Origin of the sequence: Selenomonas ruminantium subsp. lactilytica TAM6421 (assembly GCF_000284095.1) — a bacterium.
In the GTDB taxonomy this organism is placed as follows: Bacteria; Bacillota; Negativicutes; order Selenomonadales; family Selenomonadaceae; genus Selenomonas_A; species Selenomonas_A lactilytica.
On sequence record NC_017068.1, the window covers coordinates 714,026 to 737,274 of the forward strand.

Below are 23,249 nucleotides of genomic sequence, written 5' to 3' on the forward strand. Positions count from 1 at the left end.
TGAAAATTTTTGAGTAAGAAGAAAATAGCGCTGATCGTTCTGATAACGGCCATCGCCTCCAGTTTCCTGACCATTATGGGGCTGATGAAGCTCCTGGGACTGGGCGGAGACAAAACCACGGATCTGTTGCGCTTCTTCGGTGTCAAGCGCATGATCGAAACCCGTTATGTCACCGATGTGGACAGCAGCAAGCTGATGGACGGGGCCATAGATGGCATGGTGAAGTCCCTGGGGGATCCCCACTCCATTTATATGAAGACTTCCATGTATAAATCCCTCAAGGAGCATACGGCCGGAGCTTTTGGCGGCATCGGCGTGACCATGGGCTTCAAGGATGACAAGGTCACCATCATGTCGGTGCTGGAGGGAACTCCCGGCGAAAAGGTGGGGCTCAAGGTCGGCGATGAGATCATGTCCGTGGATGGCACGCCTGTGACGGAATTCCAGCCCGAGGAAGTGGCCATGCATATCCGCGGCGAAGCCGGCACGGAGGTCAAGCTGATGATTCACCGCGCCGATGCGGAAGATAAGGAATACACCATCGAGCGGGATATGATCAAGGTCCGCTCCGCAAAGGGCAAGTTGCTCGATGAAAGCAATATGGGCTATATCCGCATTGCCTCCTTTGGAGAAAATACGGCAGCAGAGTTCAAGGAAGAATTTGATAAACTGGAAGATGCGGGCATGCAGGGCTTGATCATCGATCTGCGGCAGAATCCCGGCGGACTGATTACCAGTTGCGTCGATATAGCGAAGATGTTGGTTCCCCAGGGAAATATCGTTTCCGTCGTCCAGAAGGATGGCAGCCGGGAAGAATACGATTCCGACCTGGAAGCAGTCAAATATCCGTTGGTTGTCCTGATTGATGGCAACAGCGCCAGCGCTTCGGAGATCTTAGCCGGGGCCCTGCAGGATACAGAAGCGGCAACTATCGTGGGAACAAAGTCCTATGGAAAAGGCTCCGTGCAGGTGGTGGTGCCCCTGTTCCATGATGATGGTTTGAAACTGACCATTGCCAAATATTATACGCCCAGCGGCAAATGCATCGATGGCATTGGCATTGAGCCGGATGTGACGGTAAATCTCAGTGAAGAGGATACGGAAGACAAGCAGCTCAATATGGCCAAAGAGATCTTGCAGCAAAAATTATAAGGGCGATAAACACAAAAAAACGCTTGCGCAGCAGCAAGCGTTTTTTTGTGTTTTGGCTCAAGCTTTTTTATTCTTCTCGGCCTCTTTGGTGGCATTATAGAAATCCTTGAGATTCTCGATTTTATTCATTTTCCAGGTGCCATCTTCCAGCTGGATCATACGGATTTTCAATTCATAATCGGCATTGAGGGATTCATCATGAAGCCCCATAGCAACTACTGTGCCGGTACCATCTTTTTCTGTGGATTTCACGCCGGTGAATTTCAGCTTATCGGCATTGGTTTCCTTTAACAGATTTTCTGCCGGATTCTCTTTTTGGCGTTTGGATTTTTTTCCGCCATCCTTTTTATCATCGAGATCTTTGAATTCGCCTGTTTCCACATATTCTTTGACGGAGGATTCAATCAGGCTCGTCAGCGTCGGCTTCAGCAGCTTGGCAAAGTTGGCGGCCAAGGCTTTGGTCTGGGCGTCCATGGTCGTATCTTCCTCCAGGGATATTTCAATGATATCGTCAAAGGCTGAGTCGGCCAGACTCTTGGTATCCACATGACGGCTGAACTTTTCCCAGTTGTGTTCTTTGACGGAATCCTGAATCAATTGCAGGGAATAAGCAGGGGTGCGTTTGTAATACATATAGCCGCCGACACCGCAGGCAATCAGGACGACTGCCACGACTAAGGCAACCAATTTCTTATTCCAGCATTTACCCGTTTCTTTGTTTTCCATTTCTTCCATTTAAACATCATCTCCTCATTTTACATACAGAGACATCATAGCATTATTTGCAAACAATTACAATTAAAGCAAGATTAGAAATTAATCGCTATGAAATTGCAATGATTGACTTATAGATATAGACATTTGACAAGCTGGAAAGTATGCCATATGATAAAAAAGAAAGAGGATGAAAGAAGGGAAAAAATTGTTAAGCAATACAACCACAAGGGCATTGGCCATATTCACAGCGGTGGCGACTACAGCAGCTTTTGCCAATTGGATGAGCGAGGACGGGGAAGTCCCCGCAGGCCAGGCGGCAAATGAGAATGTTTTGACGGATAGCGAGGGGAATGAGTACACCTTAACCCAGAATGATGATGGCTCGGAAACTGCCACCTATGATGACGGACGGACGGTTACCTTCAAGCGGGAGGACGATGGCAATCTGAGCATCCTGAGCGGTTCAGCTTCCCTGCTGGCAGGCTTGGCGGCCGGGTATTATCTGTTTCATGGGCTCAGCAATGGCCGCGGCGGTTACTACAATGCCAAGACGCATCGTTATACCACCTTCGATCCGGTGCAGCCGGTCAAGGACAAAGAGGATCAGTCTTCCAGTTCCAGCGGCAGTCGCAGCAGTTCTTCCAGCCGTAAGACTACCAGTGCTTCCACGAGCAAGAGCAGTACGAGCAGTACGAAGAGTACGGCCAAGAGTAGTTCGACCGGTTCCAAGAGTGGCTTCGGTTCTGCCGGCTCAAGAAGTTCATCCTCGTAAGAAGTGAAGGAGATAGGATATGTGTGATGATTGGCGGGATTTACTGAACCGCAATATTTTCCCTTTTGTGGAGTATGAAGGATATGAGGACAAATATCCCACGAAAAATATCGCGCTGATCAGCCGCGAACGGGCTGAGGAATTGCGCTATGTCAGCGGCGTTCTCTATGGAGCCTTTCAGCGGGCGGTCAGCGTATGCCAACGGTGCGGGGAGAATTTCCTGGTGGATCTGGAGATTCCGCCCCAGCTGATTCCGTATCTGACCAAGGAGAATCCCTTGCATCTGTCCACCTGGCTTTCCCGGTTCGATTATGTATTGGACAAGCAGGGCAATCTCCATATGGTGGAAATCAATGCCGATACCCCCTGCGCCGTGGTGGAGGCTTATTATGGCAATACGGTGGCCTGCACCCATTTCGAGCAGGAAAATCCCAATGAGGGAGAATACGACCGCTTGTGCCAATGGCTCAATGAGATTTTCCTGGCTTCTCATCCCGGCGTCAGCATCAGCACGGGGCGGTTTCATCGCAAGCATCCCTTTCTGTTTGCCTGTTTCCATGATTATGATGAGGATCTGACTACGACAAGATTCCTGATGAATGCCATGCGGCAGAATACCATGGCGGTGGAGGCCGATGATGCCATCTGCTTCACGTCGTTCTACGATCTGGCGGTGCGGAATGATGGCAGTATCCTGCTGCCGGATGGGCGTACGGCCAATGCCATCTATCGCCTGCATCCGCTGGAGATCCTGATTGAGGAAACGACGCCGGAAGGCGATACCTTGGGCAAGGATTTCATGGATGGCTATCTCCATGACCGCTTCATCATGTTCAATCCGCCTGAGGCGATCATCATGCAGTCCAAGGCGTTCCAGGCATTGGTCTGGGCCTTGAATCAGCAGTCCGGTGCCAAGCGGGTGTTTACCGCTGAGGAAGCGGATATCATCAGCCGCTATATGCTGCCCTCCTATTTTGCCCGGGACTTTACCCCGGATAAAATGCCCCCTGGTTCGGATTGGATCAAGAAGCCCATCTGGGGGAGGGAAGGTGCCGGTATCGAGGTGCTGGACAGACAGGGGGTGAAGCTCGTAAAGGATGTGGATGCGGAAGATATCGTGCGCCGGGACAGCAAGGACGATATGTATCAGCTCTTCGTGGATCAGCAGGAATGTGAAGCCGATACGGACAGCGGGCGGCTGAAAGGCTATGAGACGCTGAGCTGCTTTATGCTGGGCAAGAACCCCAGTGCCCTCTATGCCCGCTTCTCGCCGGAGCAGATTGCCGGTACGGAAGCATATTGGCTCCCATTGGGATTGCAATAATATTCAAAATAATTATTTTCTATTACTTAGGGATAGATTTTTCCTAGTAAATATGATAAGATAGGTTTCAGACAATAATAGCAAACAATACCTTACCTTTCCCCAAGATGTAAGGAAAAATTTATGGGAGTGTGAAAGAACTATGTTTTTGGAAGAACGCCAGGAAATTATTCTGAACATGTTAGCCCGTGACGGCAAGGTTCGCGTACGTGAACTCAGCGAGAAGTTCAAGGTCACTGAAGACTGCATCCGCAAGGACTTGGGTGCTCTGGAGAAGAAGGGCAAGCTCAAACGTACTTACGGTGGTGCTGTACGCATCCGTGAAAACAGCCATATGCTGGAGGTCAGCAAGCATCGCAATACCGACGTGGAGGCCAAGCAGCGCATTGCTCAGGCTGCTGTAAAGCTCATCCATGAACGTGATATGGTGTTCCTGGATATCTCCACTAGCAATCTGGCCATTGCCGAACTGCTCGTGAAGATGGATCAGGATATCACGGTTGTGACCAATATGATCGATATCCTTGTGGTGCTGGCCCGCAATCCGAAAATCCGCGTGGTCTTCGCCGGCGGCAAGATCAACAAGAGCCGCGATGGTTTCTGGGGCGGCATGACGCTGGACTTCATCTCCCGTCTGAAACCGGATATCGCTTTTGTCGGTGCGGTAGGCGTTGATGTCAAGGAAAACAGTGTTTCCACCTATGATATCGATGACGGCATCAACAAGGCGGCCATCATCCGCCACAGCAAGAAGGCTTATGTGGTGGCTGAAGCCCGCAAGCTCAGCACCGATGGCAACTACAACTACACGACGCTGGATACCCTGTCCGGTCTGATCACCGATACGCTGCCGGCTCAGGATATCCAGGAAGCGGCTGATTCTTACGGAGTGGAAATCATCCTGCCATGAGTATGAATTTTCCCTCAAGACTCAGCTGGGAAAATTTTCATAGGGTTATAGTAGAAGGACTGAAGGTATATGCTTTTTACCTGGCAGTCCTTTCCCTTTTCCGGCTCTTTTTTATCCTGTGGCTCCATGATTACTGGGGGCCGAATACCGGCAATGACGATATTTTGTTAGCACTCTGGCGGGGCAGCCGTTTGAGCATGCAGACGGCGGGAGCGCTGACTTTAATAAGTTTTGTGCCGGCCTTTGCCGCGCATTATCTTTGGCCAAAAGTTGAAAAATACTTGTGGCTGGGCATAAATGGTTTGCTTTTGGGCGCCCTGTCTGTGCTTTATATGGCCAGCTTTCCCTATTACCGCATCTATCGCATGAATTTCAATCAGATGATCTTCACGGGCATGAATGAGGATTGGACTGCCCTGTTTTGGACCATGGTGGATCAGTACGGCCTGTTGCCAAGGTTTGCGGGGGCTGTGGTGCTGGCCTTGGTGTTATGGCAGTTCCTGCGCAGGTTATTGGCCTGGGAAGTTCCCTTGCTGCCCATTCGTCATTGGCCGCTTTGGCAGAAGTTGGCGGTGCGGGCGACGTTCCTCTATGGGGTATATATTGCCGTGCTGTTGGGCATCTTCGGCGGCAGTTTGGGCTGGCAGACGGCGGTGGACTGGGAAAATGCCGGTGTGACCAAGGATGAGTTCCTGAACGAGGCCATCCTGGACAATCCCCAGGCCATCTACCGGGCCTATAGTCTCAACAGTCGCATGCTGGCCTGCAATGGGCTGGATTTCACCATGGAGGATATCCGGCAGTTGGCGGCCAACCTGAGCGGCAAACCGGCGGATACCGACAACCTCGATGTTTATCTGCAGAAAAGCGTGGTACAGGGGACGGATAATCCTCCCCGTCATGTCTTTGTGATCCTTTCGGAGAGTCTGGCCAACTGGCCTTTATTGGACAAGTACAAGGATATTCCTATTGCGGAGGATTTGCGTGCTTTGGTCGCAGAGCAGGATACGGATTACTGTCCCACATTCCTGCCAAATGGGGCTAGCACCGTGTCGGCAGTGACCGGCGTGGTAACGGGCTGGGCAGATGCCAACCTCTATCTGACCACCATGCCGGAGTCCTTTGCAGCGCCCTATTCTACGGCTTCGGCTCCACAAATGGCAAAGCTCGGCTATGACACGAACTTCTTCTATGCCGGGCCTGCCACCTGGGAGCGGATTGGCGCTTTTACCCAGGCTCAGGGCTTTGCCCATTTCTACAGCCGGGGCGATTTCGGTGATGTACCGGGCAGCGTCTGGGGATGCGAGGATGAATGCCTTTACGCCAATGTGTTGGAGCGTCTGACGGATGCCCCCAGCTTCAATGTAATTCTCAATGCTTCCAATCATTCGCCTTACGATGTGGATGTGGAAGCCAAGGGCTATGACAAGGAAAAAGTGCGGGCGGCACTGCCTGCAGAACATCAGCAGGACGAAGAACTGCTGCGGGAACTGGGCCATTACTGGTATGCCCAGCGGGAACTGGCAAAATTCGTCCGGGAGGTCAAGGAAAAGTATCCGGACAGCCTGGTTCTCATTGTAGGAGATCATGGCGACCGCTACAATATCGAAAAGCAGCCCGATATGTATGCCCGTTATGGCATTCCTTTCATTTTGACTGGTCAGAATGTCCATAAAGGCACATTGCTGGCGGACAGCGCCGGCAGTCAGATCGATATATTCCCCACGCTGATGGAGCTGGTGGCACCAAAGGGCACAAATTACATGGCCCTGGGGCAGAGCCTAACGACTACCAGCAATAAAGGCGTCAACTATGGCTTTTGGATCACGCGCAAGGCCATCGGCAAGGCGGATACCACGCCTTTGGTGCCGGAGGCTGTTGCTGGCAGCGAAAATCCCGCTGTTGACGACCAGGTCATGCAGGATTATATCAACGCGATCAGAGCCATTTCCTGGTGGCGGCCAAAGTATGGACCGATTTTGGACCAAAAGATATTGGATGAAAAAGGAAGATAACGCAAAATGCTGGATATTACAAATTGTAATCTCTGCCCGCGCCGCTGTGGTGTCAACCGCACTCAGCGGGCGGGCTTTTGCGGTGCGGGAGATAAGGTACGGATTGCCCTGGTATCCCTGCACCAATGGGAAGAACCTTGTCTTGTGGGAGAGAAGGGTGCTGGTACGGTGTTTTTCTCTTATTGCAATCTGCGCTGTGTTTACTGTCAGAATCATGCAATCAGTCATGATGGCAAGGGGATGGAGGTCAGCATAGAGCGGTTGGCAGAGATTTTTCTGGAACAACAGGCGCGGGGGGCGGCTACTTTGGATTTGGTAACGCCCACCCATTATGTGCCGCAGATAATTGCTGCTTTAGACATGGCCAAAGAAAAAGGCTTTCATTTGCCGGTGGTTTACAATAGCAGTGGCTATGAGACGGTAGAGACGATTGAAGCCCTGCGGGGCTATGTGGATATTTTCCTGCCGGACTTGAAATATAAAGAGGAAGCCAGCGGCAGGGAATATTCAGCGGCGGCAGATTATTTTGCCCAGGCCAGCGCCGCGATTGCAAAGATGGTGGAGATAACCGGACCTGTGCAGTTTGCTTCTGATGGCCGGCTGACAAAAGGCGTGCTGGTGCGCCATATGATCCTGCCCGGCCACCGTCATGAAAGTATGGCTATCGTGAAGTGGCTCTGGGAAAAATTCGGGAAAACTATTCAGGTCAGCCTGATGAGCCAGTACACGCCCATGTATAAAGCCTGTGAGCATAAAAAGATAAACCGTCGCTTGACCACCTTTGAGTATGAGTCGGTAGTGGACTATGCCCTGAGCCTGGGCTTGGAAAATGCCTATATACAGGAAAGGCGCAGTGCTTCGGAAGAATACGTGCCGGATTTCAACGGCGCCGGGGTGCAGGGCTGTCTTAGATAATATGTAGTGACCCCCATTTGCAAGCATCTGTCCTGCTTTGTATGGGGACTGATGACCGGCCATACTGCTTAATATAAGTGGCCTAAAAAGCTGCCGGAAGGCATCTTGAAGAGACTTTGGCATATTCAAAATGCCTTCTGGCAGAGGAAAAATTGGTGCTTGACAAAAGGCACTGTAATAAACTGTGTAGCAAAAGCCATTTTCTTGTGCTAGAATAAAGTTAAGGAGAAGGCTTCGAGTGGAGAATATTTATGAACACTTATATAGAACGTATACGACAGATGGTACAGTCTATGCTGGCTGATGAAGATGCAAAAATATATCTTTTCGGATCCTGGGCACGAGGTACCGCACGGCATGGTTCGGATGTGGATGTGGCGGTAGAATTTTCAGGTATGCCTAATGAGCGGAAAATTTCTGACCTGCGGGAGCAGCTGGAAGAATCGACCATTCCTTATCGTGTGGATATTGTAGATATGAGCAAAGCCGCAGAGTCATTGCGTGAAGAAATCAGAAGGGATGGTATTCGATGGACCTGATAGATAGCAAGCGCTTTCAAGGGGCGGGAAGAGCATTGGAACGTCTGCATGAAGCGGTGAGCAAGGATAATCTAAGTGAAATCGAGCGTGACGGATTGATTCAGCGGTTTGAATTTTGTTTTGAAATCATGTGGAAATGCGGCAAGGATTATCTGTATGACCATGAAGGTTTGGATGTGGCCTCGCCTAAAAAGGTAATTCGCTGTCTGCGTGAGGTGGGAATTTTTAGCGATGTAGAAACGGAACAGGCATTAAAAATGGTAGATGACCGAAATTTGACTGCTCATACCTATGACGAAGAAATGGCAAAAGAATTGGCAGAACGTATATATGTTTACGAATCATTGTTGCAAGCGTGGTATAGTAAAATGGTAAACCAAAAATATGAGCTTGGACCGGGAATGGAAGACCCATCAATGGTGAAGATCAGCCAGTAATCACGTATAATGAAGAAAGTAAGTGTTTACAGTTTGCAGGTAATATAATGAGTGGAAAATTAGAGAACTTCAAATTAGTAAAAGATGATAAAGCATATCAAGAAGTAAAAGATGCAATAAAAAAAGCAAACAAAGAACAAGCCGAGAAAAAATAATATAAAAACGTGTGTATTCCTTGTACGTATGGGAATACACGCGTTTTTTATATTTGAGAAAAAATCTTTTAGTGATATAATGGGGCTACGGTTGGTGAGTTGGAGTTAGCGTATAACTTGTCGAATCGTCATGAGAGCATGGCTATCGTGAAGTGGCTCTGGAAAAATATTCAGGTCAGCTTGATGAGCCAGTACACGCCCATGTATAAAGCCTGTGAGCATAAAAAGATAAACCGCCGTCTGACCACCTTTGAATATGAGTCCATGGTGGACTACGCCTTGAGTTTAGGGCTGGAAAATGCCTATATACAGGAACGGCGCAGTGCTTCCGAAGAATACGTACCGGATTTCAACGGCGCCGGGGTGCAGGAAAGTGATTGACCTTGTGGTTTCCTGCTGCATCCGCTATAATAAAGCCAATATAACGAGATGAGGAACGCCCCATGCAGATCCAGGTGGCAGAAGTCGCCATTGAAGTTCAGAAAAAGAAAATCAAGAATATGCACCTGTATGTCAAACCACCCTGCGGCAGGGTGGTTATTTCTGCGCCTATGCGCGTGCCCAACAAGACGATTGAATCATTTGCCCGCCAGAACCTTCCCTGGGTGCGGCGGCAGATTGAAAAATTCCGGAAGCAGCCTCAGCCTGCCAAAAGGCAGTTTGTGTCAGGGGAGAAGATTTATCTATGGGGCGCGGCTTATGGCCTTGTGGTTATCGAATCCGCAAAGCCTGCCTATAAAATCATGGGGGATAAGATCCTGCTGTATCTGCCGAAAAAATCCTCCGTGGAATGGCGGGAGAAATTTATGCGGGAGGTCTATCGGGCAGAACTCATAAAGAAGACAGAAATGCTTATGCCAAAATGGGAGGCAATCACCGGTCTTAAAGCCAATGCATGGCGTACCAAATACATGAAAACCCGCTGGGGCACCTGCAATATTGTGGCGAAGCGAATCTGGCTCAATGTTCAGTTGGCAGAGAAACCGACGGTGTGTCTGGAATATGTGATACTTCACGAATTGACGCATCTGGTTGAAAAATATCATAATAAGCGGTTTTATGGCCTGGTAGCCAAATTTATGCCAAATTGGCGGGAAGTCAGGGCACGGTTAAATAATTTGCGTATGGAGGCAGCAGAGTAATATCTGCCCTTGTTTTTTTCAGATGTTCATCATATAATGTAGGAATTGCTATAGGAAAAGGAGTGATAGGCATGCAGTGGGCGGAAGTCAGCATTCAGACCACCCATGAGGCCACGGATGTGGTGGCGGAGATTTATCATGATTTGGGAGCCTCCGGCGTTGTGATTGAAGATCCGGAGATGCTTAATAATTATATTGATGCCGGTCAGTGGGATTTTTCGGACATTGAGCGGGCGGCTGATACCAGTATTGTCACGGTCAAGGCTTATTTGCCGGTGAACGAGGATCTGGACGACAAACTGCGTACTTTTGAACTGCGGATCAAGGAGTTCAAGGCTATGGCCGATGATGATATGGAAAAAGGCCCCTGCACGATTTCCTGGAACACGGTGCGGGACGAGGATTGGGCCGATAATTGGAAGGCCTATTTCCATCCGGAAAAGGTTGGCGGCATGATTGTCATCAAACCAACTTGGGAGGATTATGAGGCCAGCCCCGATGATATCGTGATTGAACTGGATCCGGGCGCTGCTTTTGGTACGGGTACTCATCCGACTACGGCTATGTGCATCCGGGAATTGGAAACGCTGGTCAAGGGCGGCATGCGTGTCTTTGATGTGGGCACGGGCTCCGGTGTGCTTTCCATTGCGGCGGCGAAGCTTGGCGCTACGGATGTTACGGCCATGGACTACGATAAGGTAGCCGTGGAGGTGGCAGAAGAAAATATCCGCCAGAATGGTGTGGAAGATGTTGTCAGGACCGGTGTCAGCGATATCCTGAAATCCTTTGACGGCAAGGCAGATTTGGTGGTGGCGAACATTATCGCTGATATCATCATCATGCTCTTTGACGAACTGGATGAACATCTGGCCGAGGGCGGCCATCTGCTGGCTTCGGGCATTATTGCCGAGCGCTTGGCTGATGTGACGGAGGCTTGTCTGGCTCATGGTTTCGTCGTAGACAAGGTGACGGAAGAAAGAGGCTGGGTGGCGATGACCATCAGCCGTGGAGAAGGCAAATGAGACGGCTGTTTTATAAGGGGATGCTGGCAGATACCATCGAGATCACCGGCAGTGATGCCCATCACCTGATGCATGTCATGCGGGCCAAGGCCGGGCAGGAAGTCATTGTGGTGGACGATGCCGGTCAGGTGGGCCGCATGGAAATGACGGCCTTCCGGGAAGAGGCCGTGACCATGCAGTTAAAGGAACGACTGGCGGCGAATACGGAATCCCCGCTGGAGCTGGTATTGGCCCAGTGTCTCTTGAAGGCCGACAAGATGGATTATGTGGTACAGAAGGCTGTGGAGCTGGGGGTAACGGAAATTGTCCCCGTGAAAAGCCACAATTGTGTCGTGCGCTATGATGCGAAAAAGGCAGCCGCCCGCCAGCAGCGCTGGCAGAAGATTGCCGAAGAAGCCGCCAAGCAGTGCGGCCGCACTGCTTTGACGGAGGTAACATCCATCGTTGACCTGTCAGCGCTGCTCAAGGATTTTAGCGGCGAAGATACGGAAATTGTCTTTTGTTACGAAAATGAGGCGGATTATACGGTAAAATCCTGTTTGCAGAGTGCAAAGGGCAAGCGGCTGGTGCTGCTTATCGGCCCGGAGGGCGGTTTTACTCTGGATGAGGCTGCAGCCGTGCAGGCAGCAGGCGGCAGGGCCGTGACATTGGGCCCCAGAATCCTGCGGGCGGAGACGGCAGCGGTAGCGGCCATTACCGTAGCGCAGTATGAGAACGGCGATTTAGGCGCGTAAGGATAGAAAGGAAGTATTATTTTGCCAAAGGTGGCACTCACGACCTTGGGCTGCAAGGTCAATCAGTTTGAAACGGAAACCATGGAAGGCCTGTTCAAGAAAAGCGGCTACGATATCGTGCCCTTTGAGGAAAAGGCGGACTTCTATGTGATTAATACATGCTCGGTAACGAGCCTGGGAGACCGGAAATCCCGGCAGATCATCCGCCGGGCTCAGCGCACCAATGAAAATGCCATTATCGCGGTCTGTGGCTGCTATTCGCAGGTGCATCCTGAAGAAATCAAGGCCATTGAGGGTGTGCGCGTGGTACTGGGCACGAAAGAGCGCAGCAGGATTGTGGAATATGTGGAGCAGGCGGCCAGAGAAGATGGCATCCTGGATGAAGTGGGCAATATCATGGAAGCACATGAGTTCGAGGATATTCCCATCTACGATATGCCCCAGCGTACCCGCGCGTTCCTCAAGATTGAGGACGGCTGCCAGAACTTCTGCTCCTACTGCATCATTCCCTATGCCCGTGGCCCCGTGAAGTCCCGTCATCTGGACAAGATTCACAGCGAGGCGAAGAAACTTGTGGACGCAGGCTTCAAGGAAATCGTGTTGACCGGCATCCACTTAGGCGCTTATGGCAAGGATTTAGACGGTGAAGTGACACTGGCGGATGCTTGCCGGGAAGTCTTGAAGGTGGAGGGGCTGAAGCGTTTGCGCCTTGGCTCGTTGGAATCCATTGAGCTTTCGCCGGATCTGTTTGCACTGATCCGGGAGGATGACCGCTTCTGTGCGCATCTCCATCTGCCATTACAGGCTGGTTCTGATGCCGTGCTCAAGGATATGAACCGCCATTATGATACGGCTGAATTTGGCCGTCTGATTGAACAGGTGGAACGGGAAGTTCCCGGTGTGGCGGTATCCACGGATATTATTGTGGGCTTCCCTGGGGAGACGGAGGAACAGTTTACGGACAGCCTGAAGTTTGTCGAGAAGATGAACTTCTCCCGCATGCATGTGTTCCCTTATTCCAAGCGCAGCGGCACGCCGGCAGCTGAACGCAAGGACCAGATTCCCGATCCGGTCAAGAAAGACCGCGCCAAGCGCATGCAGGAACTGGCTAATCGCAAGACGGAGGAATTCCATCAGCATTTCCTGGGGCAGACCAAGCAGGTGCTCTTTGAAACAAACAATGATGGTGTGACCGATGGCCTTACGGATAATTATATTCGCGTGTATACGGACAGCCCGGTGACATGTGGCGAAATCTATCAGGTGAAGCTCGAGCGTCTCTATCAGGATGGTGTCTGGGGCACGGTCGAAAACAGATAAATACAAGAAAACAGACTCGCTAGGGAGCGAGTCTGTTTTTGTACGCATTATTTGTTTTTCTTGCTGAGATCCTGTTTCTCGTTGCTTACTTCCAGCATGCCGAGCAGTTTGTAAAGAAGTGCATAGAGCTCTTTGGCATCTTCCATGGGGAAATCTGACATTTCCTGTGTCATGGCCTGAGGGATCTTGCTGGCAGCACGTTTCAGTTTGCGGCCTTCCTCAGTGATGCAGGCGATAACCACCCGTTCATCGGTAGTGGAACGAGAGCGTTTCAGATATCCCTTGCTCTCCAGCTTCTTCAATAGCGGCGTGAGTGTGCCAGAATCGAGATGCAGCTTCTTCCCTAAGTCCCGTACACTGACCTGGCCCTCTTCCCAAAGAACCATCATGGAAATGTACTGGGTGTACGTGAGTCCCAGCGCCTCAAGATGGGGGCGGTAAGCTTTGACCACCTCTCTGGCGCACGCGTACAGGGGGAAACAAAGTTGATTTTCCAGGCGTAATGAATCTTTCTTGTCCATAAATCTCCCTCATTTCACAAATTTCTTACACTTACTATGTTATTCTTTGGCATAAAAAAAGTCAAGCACAAAACTAATTGATTGAAAAAATACTTTAAATTTGTGTAAATTAAGAGAAAAATTGACGAAGGTTTTATTTTCGTGTAGAATTGACCATGGATTTTTAATACGACTAAAAGGAAGAATGCTTATGTTGATGACTGCAAAGCAGCAGGATGAGCTCATTCGTCACCTGACGGCGGCGAGTGTCTATTTTTGCTGTTTGATTGCCTTTTATATCGATATCGGTCAGGATATGGGGGCAAAGTATTTCATGCCGATACTCATTCCCATAATCTTGGGACTGGTGTTGACGGAGTGGGCAACCAAGGTCAGGATTTTCAGTATGGCGGCGCTGCCGAATCTTTTTACGGGACTGGCCTGGGCCATGACGTTCCCCTTGCTTTATTCCTGGACCTTCACGACGGGCTGGTATCCATCGAAGATCTGCTTTGATTTCGTGGTAGGTACTGCGGGCTTTATCCTGCTGATGTGTCTGGAAAGCGTGCTGGTGCGTCTGGGACATGTGAAGATCACCTCCTTCCTGATGGCGCTGCTGAATTTTGCCTGCCTCGCGATTCCCTTTGTGCAATGGGTTTACTACTGCCTGTTCTGGCATTGTCTGTCGCCGGCTTCGTTGATGGCGCTTTATCTGACCAACTATCGGGAAAGTATTGATTTTATCCAGTCCAATCTGGGGCTTTTGCCCACGTTGGCCATTTTGGCAGGTTTTGCCTTGTTTATCTGGCTCTGCTATCGGCAGCATCTGAAGTTTGCCCGCTTTACCCAAGCGGAGGACAATGAGGCTTCACAGTTTGGCGTGCTGGCGTTATTGGTAGCGGTGACGCTTTGGGCCCAGAGCTTCTATCTGCCCCAGACTTCCTGGGCAGAACTCTGGAATGATGTGACCACCTATGTGAGCCAGACGCAGGAATACAGTTCCGGCCATGATGAGCGCTATGACAGCCTGATGATTGATGCCAACGCTGCTTTGGCCGCCAAGGCCCCGGGCACGGTGATCGTCATAATCGGGGAGTCGGCTTCCCGCAATTATATGAAGGCTTATACGCCGGAATTTCCTTTTGAGAATACGCCCTGGTTCAGTGAGAAGATGGCCAATGAGGAACCGGGCTTCCTGAAATTCAACAATGCCTACGCGTGCTGGTCGCAGACCGTGCCTGTCCTGCAGCGGGCCCTTACGGAGCAGAGCCAGTACAATGGCAAGGAATTCTTTGAATCAGCTTCGATTCTGGATGTGGCGAAAAAGGCCGGCTATGAGACCTGGTGGTTCAGCAATCAGGGGCGTTATGGACAGTATGACAGTGCGATTACCTTGGTGGCAAAGACCGCTGACCATGCCAGCTGGACCGATGATTCCTATAATTTCACGGATAAGTATGATGAGGCATTGCTGCCTTATCTGACGCAGATCGATCCGTCCAAGAATAATTTCATCGTGCTCCATATCATGGGCAGCCATATCTACTATAACAACCGGTATCCGGCAGCTTTTGACAAGTTCAAGACAGAGGAAGGGGAAACCACGATGTTGTCCGCGCCTTCCTATGCCAACAGCATTCTGTATACGGACTACGTTGTCAGCCAGATCTTTGATTATGCTCAGAAGCATCTGAATCTGCAGGCAATGGTTTATTTCTCCGACCATGGAGAAAATCTGCAGATTTCCCATAATCCGGATGTGTTCACCTTTGATATGGTGCGGATTCCTTTCTGGATGTATCTGTCGCCGGCTTATCAGGAAGCCATGCCCGGACATACACAGGCCCTTTATGACCATCGGAACCAGTATTTCACCAACGATATGCTCTATGATACAATCTGTGGCCTGCTCAATGCACCTTCCAGCCGCTATAGTCCGGAACAGGATTTTGCCAGCTACACCTACAGTTTCTCCCGCAATGATTTGACCACCATGCTGGGGCAGCATAAATTGACGGAAGATGCGGATGGCGGTCCGGAAGAAGCAACAGAATAACACATGATGAAGAGACTTTCGCAGTCTCTTCTTTTTTTTTGCAGAAAAATTTAAGCTTATGGCAGTTTTTGCCGATAAATAACATGAAAGGGAGGTGATTTGGTGAACACAGCAAGTTTATTGACGATTTCTCCACAAGCAGGAGCCGCAGTCAAGAGCCAAACACCAAGGATGGTTGTAAAAACGGACGCCAGTTCCGCAGGGATGGGTAAGGAAAATTTTGGAGATGTACTGGAAAAAGCTGGAGAAGAAGTAATTGGAAAAGAAGTCAAGAAAGCAATGGCAAAATCGCCAGCTGAAGCACAGGGAAGTGCCGCAGAAGCTAGGGATGCTAAGATAAATGACGATGTGCCGGAAGGAACGGAGGCTCTTCCCAAGGATATGGGAAAGCGGGGCGAAGGAACGCCGCAGGAAAGTAAGCCGCAGCAAATCAAGGATGTCAAAGGCTCAGAGAAAAGGATAGCAGAGCCTGAGGTATCAGGGATGGAAGAACCCGCGGCTGTGATGGCATTTACCATGGAAGGGAATGCCCAACTGATCATGGAGGAAGTGCCGGAGGCAGAGGAAGTTCAGCCTTCACCTAATCTGCAGAGTCTGTTGCCACAATCTTCAGGTGATGCACAAAAGAACAAGAATTTCCTCGCTATGCTTTCGGGCCAGCAGCTTAAAAATTTACGGGCAGCGGGAGATGAAGGGACGAACGCAGTTCAGGCTGAATCTTCTGCTGCAAATGCAGCAGAAGCAGGAAATCCGCAGAGAGAACCCTTGACTGCAGACCTGCTCTTCAGGCAGATGGGAATGCAGCCGGTCAAGGAGGGAGAACCTGTCAAAGCCAACACATTGTTGGAGGTACAATTGGGGAATCATCAGCTGGCTAATCATCAGCTGGCTAATCCTCAGCTGGCCAATCATCAGCTGGCTAATCATCAGCTGACTAATCCTCAGCTGGCTAATCCTCAGCTGGCTGATCGGCAGTTATTTAATAATCAGCCGCCCAATCAGAGGGTGGTCAATCCATTGCTGAATCAACAGGTACAGGAAGTGACGGCAGCGGAAGCTGTTTTGAACAAGGTAGATCCCGCAGTGATTGAAAATCCTGCAGCGCTTATTAAGGGAACGGAAATGAATCTGCAGATAAGTGGAGCTGACAATGGCAAGGATACAATGCTTAATGCCAAAGGAATGGCGCTTTTCCAGCAGAGTGAAGAGACGATGCCGTCCAGGACTGTTGGGGAAGTGATGAGTCAGGTGCACTTACAGCAGGTGGGGGATAAGGTGTCTACGGTGCAGCCGGCAATGGTTCAGGCAGCGGCGAAAGAAAATATTCTGCCTGTTGATGATTTGTTCGGCAAAGTGCCAGTAACTGTGGAAAAAGCGGCTGTAATGCCATCACCGCAGCCAGATGTTATGGTTTCGCCAGCAGAGAACAGGATTGATACGCAGAATGTCGTTGCTGAAGTCTTGACTAAGGCAGATGTAAAAACTCCTGTAGGGGAAGTTTTTATCGCAGCGGAACAAGGCATCGTGGCACGGCAGTCTGAACCGCGTCAGGAAGTCGATAGCAAAATACAGATGCCACTGATAAATGAGGAGATTGAGGCTGTTTCTCCAATCGCTGTGAAATCGCAAAAAGCAGACATGCACCAATGGGGAAAACGTCAGGAGCAGGATTTCCGCCAGCAGATACCGCTGCAACCACCAACAATGAAAGACATGGCAGAGGATAAGGGGCAAACACTAAAAGAATTGTCAGAAGAGAAAGTCGGGGATAAAGAGTCAGTATTGGCGGATGAAGCGTTGGAGGATATTTCAATCAGCAATGTGAAGCCGCAAAATGCCGATATGCGTCAGATGGGGAACCGTCAGGAACAGAATTTCCGCCAGCAAAGGCCGCTGCAACCGCCACCGATGGAAAAGGTAGCAGATGATAAGGGCCAAGTAGTACAACAATTGTCAGAAGAGGCCGTTGGGGATAAGGCGCCAGTATCGCATGTACAGGAAGCCCCTAGTGGTTCGGTAAGCACATTCCAGCAGGATCTGGCCGACAGTATCCGGGGGACGGAGCGTCAGTCGGAGATACCGCAAAACAGGAATGTGCAGGATAATTTCCAGGTGGCTAAACAGATCGTTGATCAGGCCCGCCTGATCCGTCGGGGCGAAAATACGCAAATGGTCATCAAGCTTCATCCTGACCATTTAGGGGAGTTGACCTTAAAGGTTTCCGTATCGGCCAATGGTGCGGTGAATGCTTCTTTCCACAGTGACAATGCCCAGGTGCGCACCATCATTGAAAATTCTTTGGTACAGTTGAAGCAGGAGCTGAACAATCAAGGGTTAAAAGTAGATAACGTTGATGTCTATGCCGGCCTTGATGATGGCGGCTTGCCACAGGGCGAAGGCCAGCAGGCCTGGCAGCAGAATCAGAGTCATAATAGCAGCAGTGCGGGCCATTTTACAGGAAGTTTGGATGATTATGGTGAAGAGGCCGAGGGCGTGGCTGCTGCGCAGCAGGTAGAAACGGATGCCGCCGATGGCGTTGACTATCGAGTATAAGCATAGAAGGTGAAGAATGTGGCAAATACATTGAATACAATTACAGTTGATGGTGTAACACAAAGCCTGGAAAGCTATCAGGCCGCTAAATCCCAAGCCGCTAAAGGGGATAACAGCACATTGGGCAAGGATGCCTTCTTGCAGCTTCTCGTGACGCAGATGAAATATCAGGACCCTTTGGATCCACAGGACAATGGTGAATATCTGGCCCAGCTGGCTCAGTTCTCTGCGTTGGAGCAGATGACCAATGTATCGGAAGGCCTGAGCAATGTGTCCAAATTGGTGGGCAATATCGATACATCGGTGCTCGTCGGTCAGCTCAGCAATATGATTGGCAAGGATGTGCAATGGGTGAAGGAGACGTCTTCCACGGATGAGAATGGCAAGACGGTCATCAACAAAGAAACGTTTGAGGGTAAGGTTACCGGTGTCAGCATCTCCGATGGTTCGCCGACGGTTATTGCTGAATCCGGCGGCAAGTCCTATCAGGTGGCCATTGCCAATATCAGTCGTATTGGTGATGGGATGAAGAATAGCTGATCTTACTGTCAGTCAAAGCCTTTTCGCTTTCCAGCGGAGAGGCTTTTAAAATTTATATGGTAAAATCTGCACAATGGCGTTATAATAACATATTGTGTATTTACTTAGGATATCGTTATGAATAGTATAGTAAGAAATCTAAAGGAGATTGTGCATCTTATGCAGAGAAATGAACTTTGCTGGTGTGGCAGCGGCAAGAAATACAAGAAATGCCACGCAGATTTTGATGAACGGATCAGCGAGATCAAGTACAATGCGTTCAAGGGGCAGGTAAGACCGCCCAAGAAGATCATCAACAACAAGCATGATATCGAGATGATTCGGGCGGCTGGTGTCATCAATGACGGCGCTTTGGATGTGGCAGCTTCCATGATCAAGCCGGGCGTGGATACCGCTGCGATTGACGATGCGGTACGGGAATTCATCGAATCCAAGGGAGGCTATCCTTCCTGCCTGCATTATGAAGGCTTCCCCAAGAGTTGCTGCATCTCCATCAATGATGTGGTCTGCCATGGCATACCCTCCCAGAAGACCATCCTGAAGGAGGGTGATATCGTCAATGTGGATATCACGACCACATTGAATGGTTATTATGCAGATGCTTCCCGGATGTTCATGGTTGGCGAAGTATCGGCAGAGGCCGAACGTCTGGTGCGGGTGACCAAGGAATGCATGGAGCGCGGCATTGCCGCCGCAAGGCCCTGGCATTTCCTGGGAGATATCAGCGCGGCCTGCGGTGATTATGCCCATGCCAATGGCTACTCGGTGGTGACGGATCTGGGCGGCCATGGTGTCGGCAAGGATTTCCATCTGGAACCCTTTGTGGCTCATGAGGGTGAAGCGGGCACAGGGATGCTCTTGGTGCCGGGTATGGTGCTCACGGTGGAACCTATGATCAACCAGGGCAAGAAGACCGTGGTGATTGACAGCAAGGATAACTGGACGGTGCGCACCAAGGATAAGAAACTTTCCGCCCAGTGGGAGAAGACGATTTTGATTACGGAAACGGGCACGGAGGTACTTTCGTCGTAATGACCAGATTTAAGGAATTGGGAATTTCCCAGGAAATTTGTGATGTGCTGGCCAAGCGCGGTATCCGCGAGGCTACGCCGGTACAGGAAAAGGCCATTCCCTTGGCGCGGGCGGGCCGGGATATCATCGTGCAGGCCCAGACCGGCACGGGCAAGACCTTGGCGTTTTTGCTGCCCATCCTCGAAAAGATCAAGCCGCAGGTGGATGTGGCACAGGCCCTGATCGTGGCGCCCACCCGCGAATTGGCGATTCAGGTGGCCAAGGTGGCAGCAATTGTGGGGGAAGCAGCCGGGATATCTTCCCTTGTCATCTATGGCGGGCAGGATATCGAGCGGCAGAAGCAGAAGCTGCGCCGTCATCCTCAGCTGATCATCGGCACGCCGGGCAGACTTCTTGACCATCTGCGCCGCCAGACCATCAATCTGAGCCATGTGAACAAGGTGGTCCTGGATGAAGCCGATGAAATGATGAAGCTGGGCTTTATTGAAGATGTAGAGCTGCTCTTGAAGGCATCGGCCAGTGACCGGCAGTTCATGCTGTTCTCCGCCACCATGCCGGCCAGAGTCAAGGCGTTGGCTGCGCAGTATATGAAATCGCCGGAAAATATCCAGATTAAGAGCGAGCATATCACGCTGGATGCCATTGAACAGGTGATTCTCGATACCACGGAAGAGAATAAGATCGATCGTCTCTGTGAATGCATCAACAGCGACAATCCCTATCTGGCCATGGTATTCTGCCATACGAAGCAGCGGGCCCATATGGTCACGATGGCCTTGGCGGCCCGTGGTTATCTGGTGGATGAGCTCCATGGCGACTTGTCTCAGGTGCAGCGTGCCCTGGTACTGAAGCGTTTCCGCAAGGCGGAACTGCAGATCCTCTGTGCCACGGATATTGCGGCCCGCGGGCTTGATATCGAAGGCGTGACCCATGTGTTCAACTATGATATTCCCCATGATACGGAAAGCTATATCCACCGCATCGGCCGCACGGGGCGGGCGGGACAGGAAGGCAAGGCTGTGACCTTCGTCAATGCCCGTCAGTATGATCTGCTGCGCCGTATTGAAGCCGGTATCAAGAGCCGTATCCGCAAGGAACATTCCGAACGCCATCATAAGCGCTTGGAAAAACAGGCCAAGATCATGGACGAGATCAAAAAGGAACGGCAGGAGAAGAAAGCCAAGGCTAAACCTTTATCGAAATACGCCAACCGCAAGGGCGCAGCCCACAAGGGGCGCAATGACCGCAGCCGCCGGGCGAAGGTGCGCAATAAATCCAATGCCACGAAGCGTTCCCATATGGGGAAGCATTAAAATTTCATAATTAAGCAGGAAATCCCCCTTTTTAGTCGAAATTCTATCACTGTAGACTAGATAAAAGGGGGATTTGTCATGATTGGTATCAAAAATGTGATTGCCGTGGTTTGCGGTGGGGGACCGGCTCCCGGCATCAACAGTGTTATTTCCGGTGTCGTCAATGAAGCCACCCGTCAAGGTTGGGATGTGCTGGGCATGTATGACGGCTTTTCCCGTCTGGCCCGGGGCGAAAAGAATTATATTCGCTTAGAGCCGAAGAATATCAGCCGCATCCATCTGACCGGCGGCTGCATCCTCAAGATGTCCCGCTTCAACCCGACCAAGAAGGAATCCGATCTGCGCACCGTGGTGGAAACCCTGACGGAACTGGGCGTAACCCATCTCGTGACCATCGGCGGTGATGATACGGCTTACAGCTCTGCAGCCGTTTCCGATTATGCCCGCAAGATGGGCCGTACCATCAACGTGGTGCATGTGCCGAAAACCATTGATAACGACCTGCCGCTGCCGGAGGGGATTCCGACATTCGGCTTTGAGACGGCCAGAGCCTTTGGTACCCAGGAGGTTGAAAACCTCATGGAAGATGCCCGTACCACCAATAATCGCTGGTACTTCACCATTGCCATGGGGCGTACGGCTGGTCACTTGGCACTGGGCATGGGCCGCAGCGCCGGTGCTGCTCTGACCATCATCCCGGAGGAATTCCCCGAGGATAAGATTCCTCTCCAGCAGGTGGTGGACATCATCACAGGTGCCATCGTGAAGCGCTATCTGACCGGCAAGAACTACGGCGTAGCCGTTATCGCAGAAGGCGTCATCGAAAAGATTGCGCCGGAAGATTTCAAGAAACTGGGCACGGTGGTCACCGATGAGCACGGCCATATCCGTTACAGCGAACTGGACTTTGGTGAAATCCTCAAGCAGGCTGTTTTGGCCGAAGTCAAGAAGCTGGGCATCAAGATCACCGTTATCGATAAGGAAATCGGCTACGAGCTTCGCTGCACGGCACCGATTGCTTACGATATCGACTATGCCCGCCAGCTTGGTTACTCCGCCGTACAGTTCCTGATGTCCGGGGACAGCGGCGCCTTAATCTCCATTCAGGACAACAAGGCAGTGCCCATGCGCTTTGAGGACATCAAGGATCCCGCCACCGGCAAGACTATGGTGCGCAAGGTCAATATCGACTCCGTCCACTATCAGATTGCAAGAGGTCTTATGATGCGCCTCGAAAAGGGAGACTTGGACGATCCGGGGCTGGCCAATGCTTATCGCATGGAACCGGAAGAATTCAAGCAGAGATACAGCTACCTGTTCCCGGAAGAGCCCGATGTAACAGCAGAAGCTTGATAAAAATAAAGGGGATGTGAATATCCCTTGACAGCAAAAGCCCGTTGGCAAAAACGCCAGCGGGCTTTTGCAAATTGCAGTTTGTCAATGCGAGCCTGAACGCTTTTGTTACAGAGCAGTGGGGCGGCGGTGGGAATACTTTTCCGCCGCTGCACTAAATGTCCCGCCAGCAGAAGTACGCATCTTCCAGTAACCTGCGCCGGGCAAGTCCGGCGGCGCGTCCATCAACGAAGTATCCAGCACATGCTGTTTGCGGGCCAGCCTTCACTTCGTTCAGGCAGTCGTTCCGCCGGCGGAAAAGCATCCCCACCGCCACCCAGAGTTACGTTTGTCAATGCTGCTAGGTTCCGGCTGGAGGATACAAGTACATCGATGTTCTTGTTACGGGAGAACCGGGTTCGTGCCGATTGCAAAAATCGTGGCTGGGGGCGAACGGGGGAGTGCTTTTTCTGTGGGAGCGACTGTCTGAGCGCAGCGAAGACCGGCCCGAGGCAGGCAGTTACCAGAAAGCACGCTGAAAGACGCGCCGCCGGTCTTGCCCGGCGCCATCTGGCTAAACAGCTCTAAAATTGCCGAGAGGGTCGTTTTAGCGGAAACAGAAAAAGTACTCCCCCGTGAACCCTTGACTGCGTATGAACAGGATAACTTCAGCACGAACGCGCCGACAAACTGCAATTGACTCACATGTTTTTTTACTTTTTTTGAAAAAACTTTAAAAAAGGTGTTGACAAGTGAATCCATATGCCCT

The 23,249-nt window shown here is 50.9% G+C and carries 22 protein-coding genes; 19 read left to right on the forward strand and 3 right to left on the reverse strand.

All coding sequences use genetic code 11. The features are described from left to right. Positions 1 to 9 precede the first annotated feature (9 nt). A complete protein-coding gene (locus SELR_RS03370; RefSeq protein ID WP_014423796.1) occupies positions 10 to 1,152 on the forward strand; it encodes a S41 family peptidase in 1,143 nt (380 codons plus the stop codon). A gap of 57 nt (positions 1,153 to 1,209) precedes the next feature. On the opposite strand, the gene SELR_RS03375 is transcribed toward SELR_RS03370, so the two are convergent. Then, positions 1,210 to 1,887 carry a hypothetical protein gene (locus SELR_RS03375; RefSeq protein ID WP_014423797.1) on the reverse strand — a complete coding sequence of 226 codons (678 nt, stop codon included), beginning with the start codon at positions 1,885 to 1,887 and terminating at the stop codon, positions 1,210 to 1,212. A 187-nt stretch (positions 1,888 to 2,074) separates the two neighbouring features. On the opposite strand from SELR_RS03375, the gene SELR_RS17590 reads away from it, so the two are divergent. From SELR_RS17590 to mtaB, 12 genes are all read left to right on the forward strand, one after another. Continuing rightward, complete coding sequence (locus SELR_RS17590; RefSeq protein ID WP_014423798.1) at positions 2,075 to 2,641, forward strand: hypothetical protein; 567 nt, start codon at positions 2,075 to 2,077, stop codon at positions 2,639 to 2,641. A gap of 19 nt (positions 2,642 to 2,660) precedes the next feature. Beyond that, positions 2,661 to 3,965 carry a glutathionylspermidine synthase family protein gene (locus SELR_RS03385; protein WP_014423799.1) on the forward strand — a complete coding sequence of 435 codons (1,305 nt, stop codon included), beginning with the start codon at positions 2,661 to 2,663 and terminating at the stop codon, positions 3,963 to 3,965. A 142-nt stretch (positions 3,966 to 4,107) separates the two neighbouring features. Continuing rightward, entirely contained in the window at positions 4,108 to 4,875 is a 768-nt protein-coding gene (locus tag SELR_RS03390) for a DeoR/GlpR family DNA-binding transcription regulator (protein ID WP_014423800.1), read from the forward strand. After that, on the forward strand, positions 4,872 to 6,890 hold the full coding sequence (locus tag SELR_RS03395; protein WP_014423801.1) for an LTA synthase family protein: 2,019 nt from the start codon (positions 4,872 to 4,874) through the stop codon (positions 6,888 to 6,890). Before SELR_RS03390 ends, SELR_RS03395 begins: the two co-directional genes overlap by 4 nt. Positions 6,891 to 6,896: 6 nt before the next feature. Continuing rightward, positions 6,897 to 7,805, forward strand: coding sequence for a radical SAM protein (locus SELR_RS03400; protein WP_014423802.1), 909 nt, complete (start codon positions 6,897 to 6,899; stop codon positions 7,803 to 7,805). A gap of 251 nt (positions 7,806 to 8,056) precedes the next feature. Then, the gene (gene mntA, locus SELR_RS03405) at positions 8,057 to 8,344 is read left to right on the forward strand and encodes a type VII toxin-antitoxin system MntA family adenylyltransferase antitoxin (RefSeq protein WP_014423803.1); all 288 of its coding nucleotides are present in this window, start codon (positions 8,057 to 8,059) and stop codon (positions 8,342 to 8,344) included. Further along, positions 8,335 to 8,781 carry an HI0074 family nucleotidyltransferase substrate-binding subunit gene (locus SELR_RS03410; protein ID WP_065813988.1) on the forward strand — a complete coding sequence of 149 codons (447 nt, stop codon included), beginning with the start codon at positions 8,335 to 8,337 and terminating at the stop codon, positions 8,779 to 8,781. Before mntA ends, SELR_RS03410 begins: the two co-directional genes overlap by 10 nt. 272 nt (positions 8,782 to 9,053) lie before the next feature. Continuing rightward, a complete protein-coding gene (locus tag SELR_RS03415) occupies positions 9,054 to 9,317 on the forward strand; it encodes a radical SAM protein (protein ID WP_197537164.1) in 264 nt (87 codons plus the stop codon). Between the two features lie 62 nt (positions 9,318 to 9,379). After that, a complete protein-coding gene (locus SELR_RS03420) occupies positions 9,380 to 10,078 on the forward strand; it encodes a M48 family metallopeptidase (RefSeq protein ID WP_014423806.1) in 699 nt (232 codons plus the stop codon). Positions 10,079 to 10,149: 71 nt separating this feature from the next. Further along, entirely contained in the window at positions 10,150 to 11,100 is a 951-nt protein-coding gene (prmA, locus tag SELR_RS03425) for a 50S ribosomal protein L11 methyltransferase (RefSeq protein WP_014423807.1), read from the forward strand. Then, positions 11,097 to 11,834 (forward strand): 16S rRNA (uracil(1498)-N(3))-methyltransferase, encoded by a 738-nt coding sequence (locus SELR_RS03430; RefSeq protein ID WP_014423808.1) that lies wholly within the window; start codon positions 11,097 to 11,099, stop codon positions 11,832 to 11,834. Before prmA ends, SELR_RS03430 begins: the two co-directional genes overlap by 4 nt. 21 nt (positions 11,835 to 11,855) lie before the next feature. Continuing rightward, positions 11,856 to 13,154, forward strand: a complete 1,299-nt coding sequence (gene mtaB, locus SELR_RS03435) for a tRNA (N(6)-L-threonylcarbamoyladenosine(37)-C(2))-methylthiotransferase MtaB (RefSeq protein ID WP_014423809.1) — start codon at positions 11,856 to 11,858, stop codon at positions 13,152 to 13,154. Positions 13,155 to 13,201: 47 nt separating this feature from the next. Here the strand turns inward: mtaB and SELR_RS03440 are convergent, their stop codons facing one another. Further along, positions 13,202 to 13,675 (reverse strand): MarR family winged helix-turn-helix transcriptional regulator, encoded by a 474-nt coding sequence (locus SELR_RS03440; RefSeq protein WP_014423810.1) that lies wholly within the window; start codon positions 13,673 to 13,675, stop codon positions 13,202 to 13,204. A gap of 190 nt (positions 13,676 to 13,865) precedes the next feature. On the opposite strand from SELR_RS03440, the gene SELR_RS03445 reads away from it, so the two are divergent. From SELR_RS03445 to pfp, 6 genes are all read left to right on the forward strand, one after another. Further along, positions 13,866 to 15,710 (forward strand): phosphoethanolamine transferase, encoded by a 1,845-nt coding sequence (locus SELR_RS03445; protein ID WP_014423811.1) that lies wholly within the window; start codon positions 13,866 to 13,868, stop codon positions 15,708 to 15,710. 102 nt (positions 15,711 to 15,812) lie between these two features. Beyond that, the gene (locus SELR_RS19200; RefSeq protein WP_231848111.1) at positions 15,813 to 18,263 is read left to right on the forward strand and encodes a flagellar hook-length control protein FliK; all 2,451 of its coding nucleotides are present in this window, start codon (positions 15,813 to 15,815) and stop codon (positions 18,261 to 18,263) included. 18 nt (positions 18,264 to 18,281) lie between these two features. Then, positions 18,282 to 18,803 (forward strand): flagellar hook capping FlgD N-terminal domain-containing protein, encoded by a 522-nt coding sequence (locus SELR_RS03455; RefSeq protein ID WP_014423813.1) that lies wholly within the window; start codon positions 18,282 to 18,284, stop codon positions 18,801 to 18,803. A gap of 159 nt (positions 18,804 to 18,962) precedes the next feature. Then, positions 18,963 to 19,835, forward strand: a complete 873-nt coding sequence (map, locus tag SELR_RS03460; RefSeq protein WP_014423814.1) for a type I methionyl aminopeptidase — start codon at positions 18,963 to 18,965, stop codon at positions 19,833 to 19,835. Next, entirely contained in the window at positions 19,835 to 21,148 is a 1,314-nt protein-coding gene (locus tag SELR_RS03465; protein ID WP_014423815.1) for a DEAD/DEAH box helicase, read from the forward strand. Before map ends, SELR_RS03465 begins: the two co-directional genes overlap by 1 nt. Before the next feature lie 78 nt (positions 21,149 to 21,226). Continuing rightward, positions 21,227 to 22,501, forward strand: coding sequence for a diphosphate--fructose-6-phosphate 1-phosphotransferase (pfp, locus tag SELR_RS03470; RefSeq protein WP_014423816.1), 1,275 nt, complete (start codon positions 21,227 to 21,229; stop codon positions 22,499 to 22,501). A gap of 381 nt (positions 22,502 to 22,882) precedes the next feature. Here pfp and SELR_RS18225 read toward each other — a convergent pair whose 3' ends face one another. Then, positions 22,883 to 23,242 (reverse strand): hypothetical protein, encoded by a 360-nt coding sequence (locus SELR_RS18225; RefSeq protein WP_080585406.1) that lies wholly within the window; start codon positions 23,240 to 23,242, stop codon positions 22,883 to 22,885. Between the last annotated feature and the right edge of the window lie 7 nt (positions 23,243 to 23,249).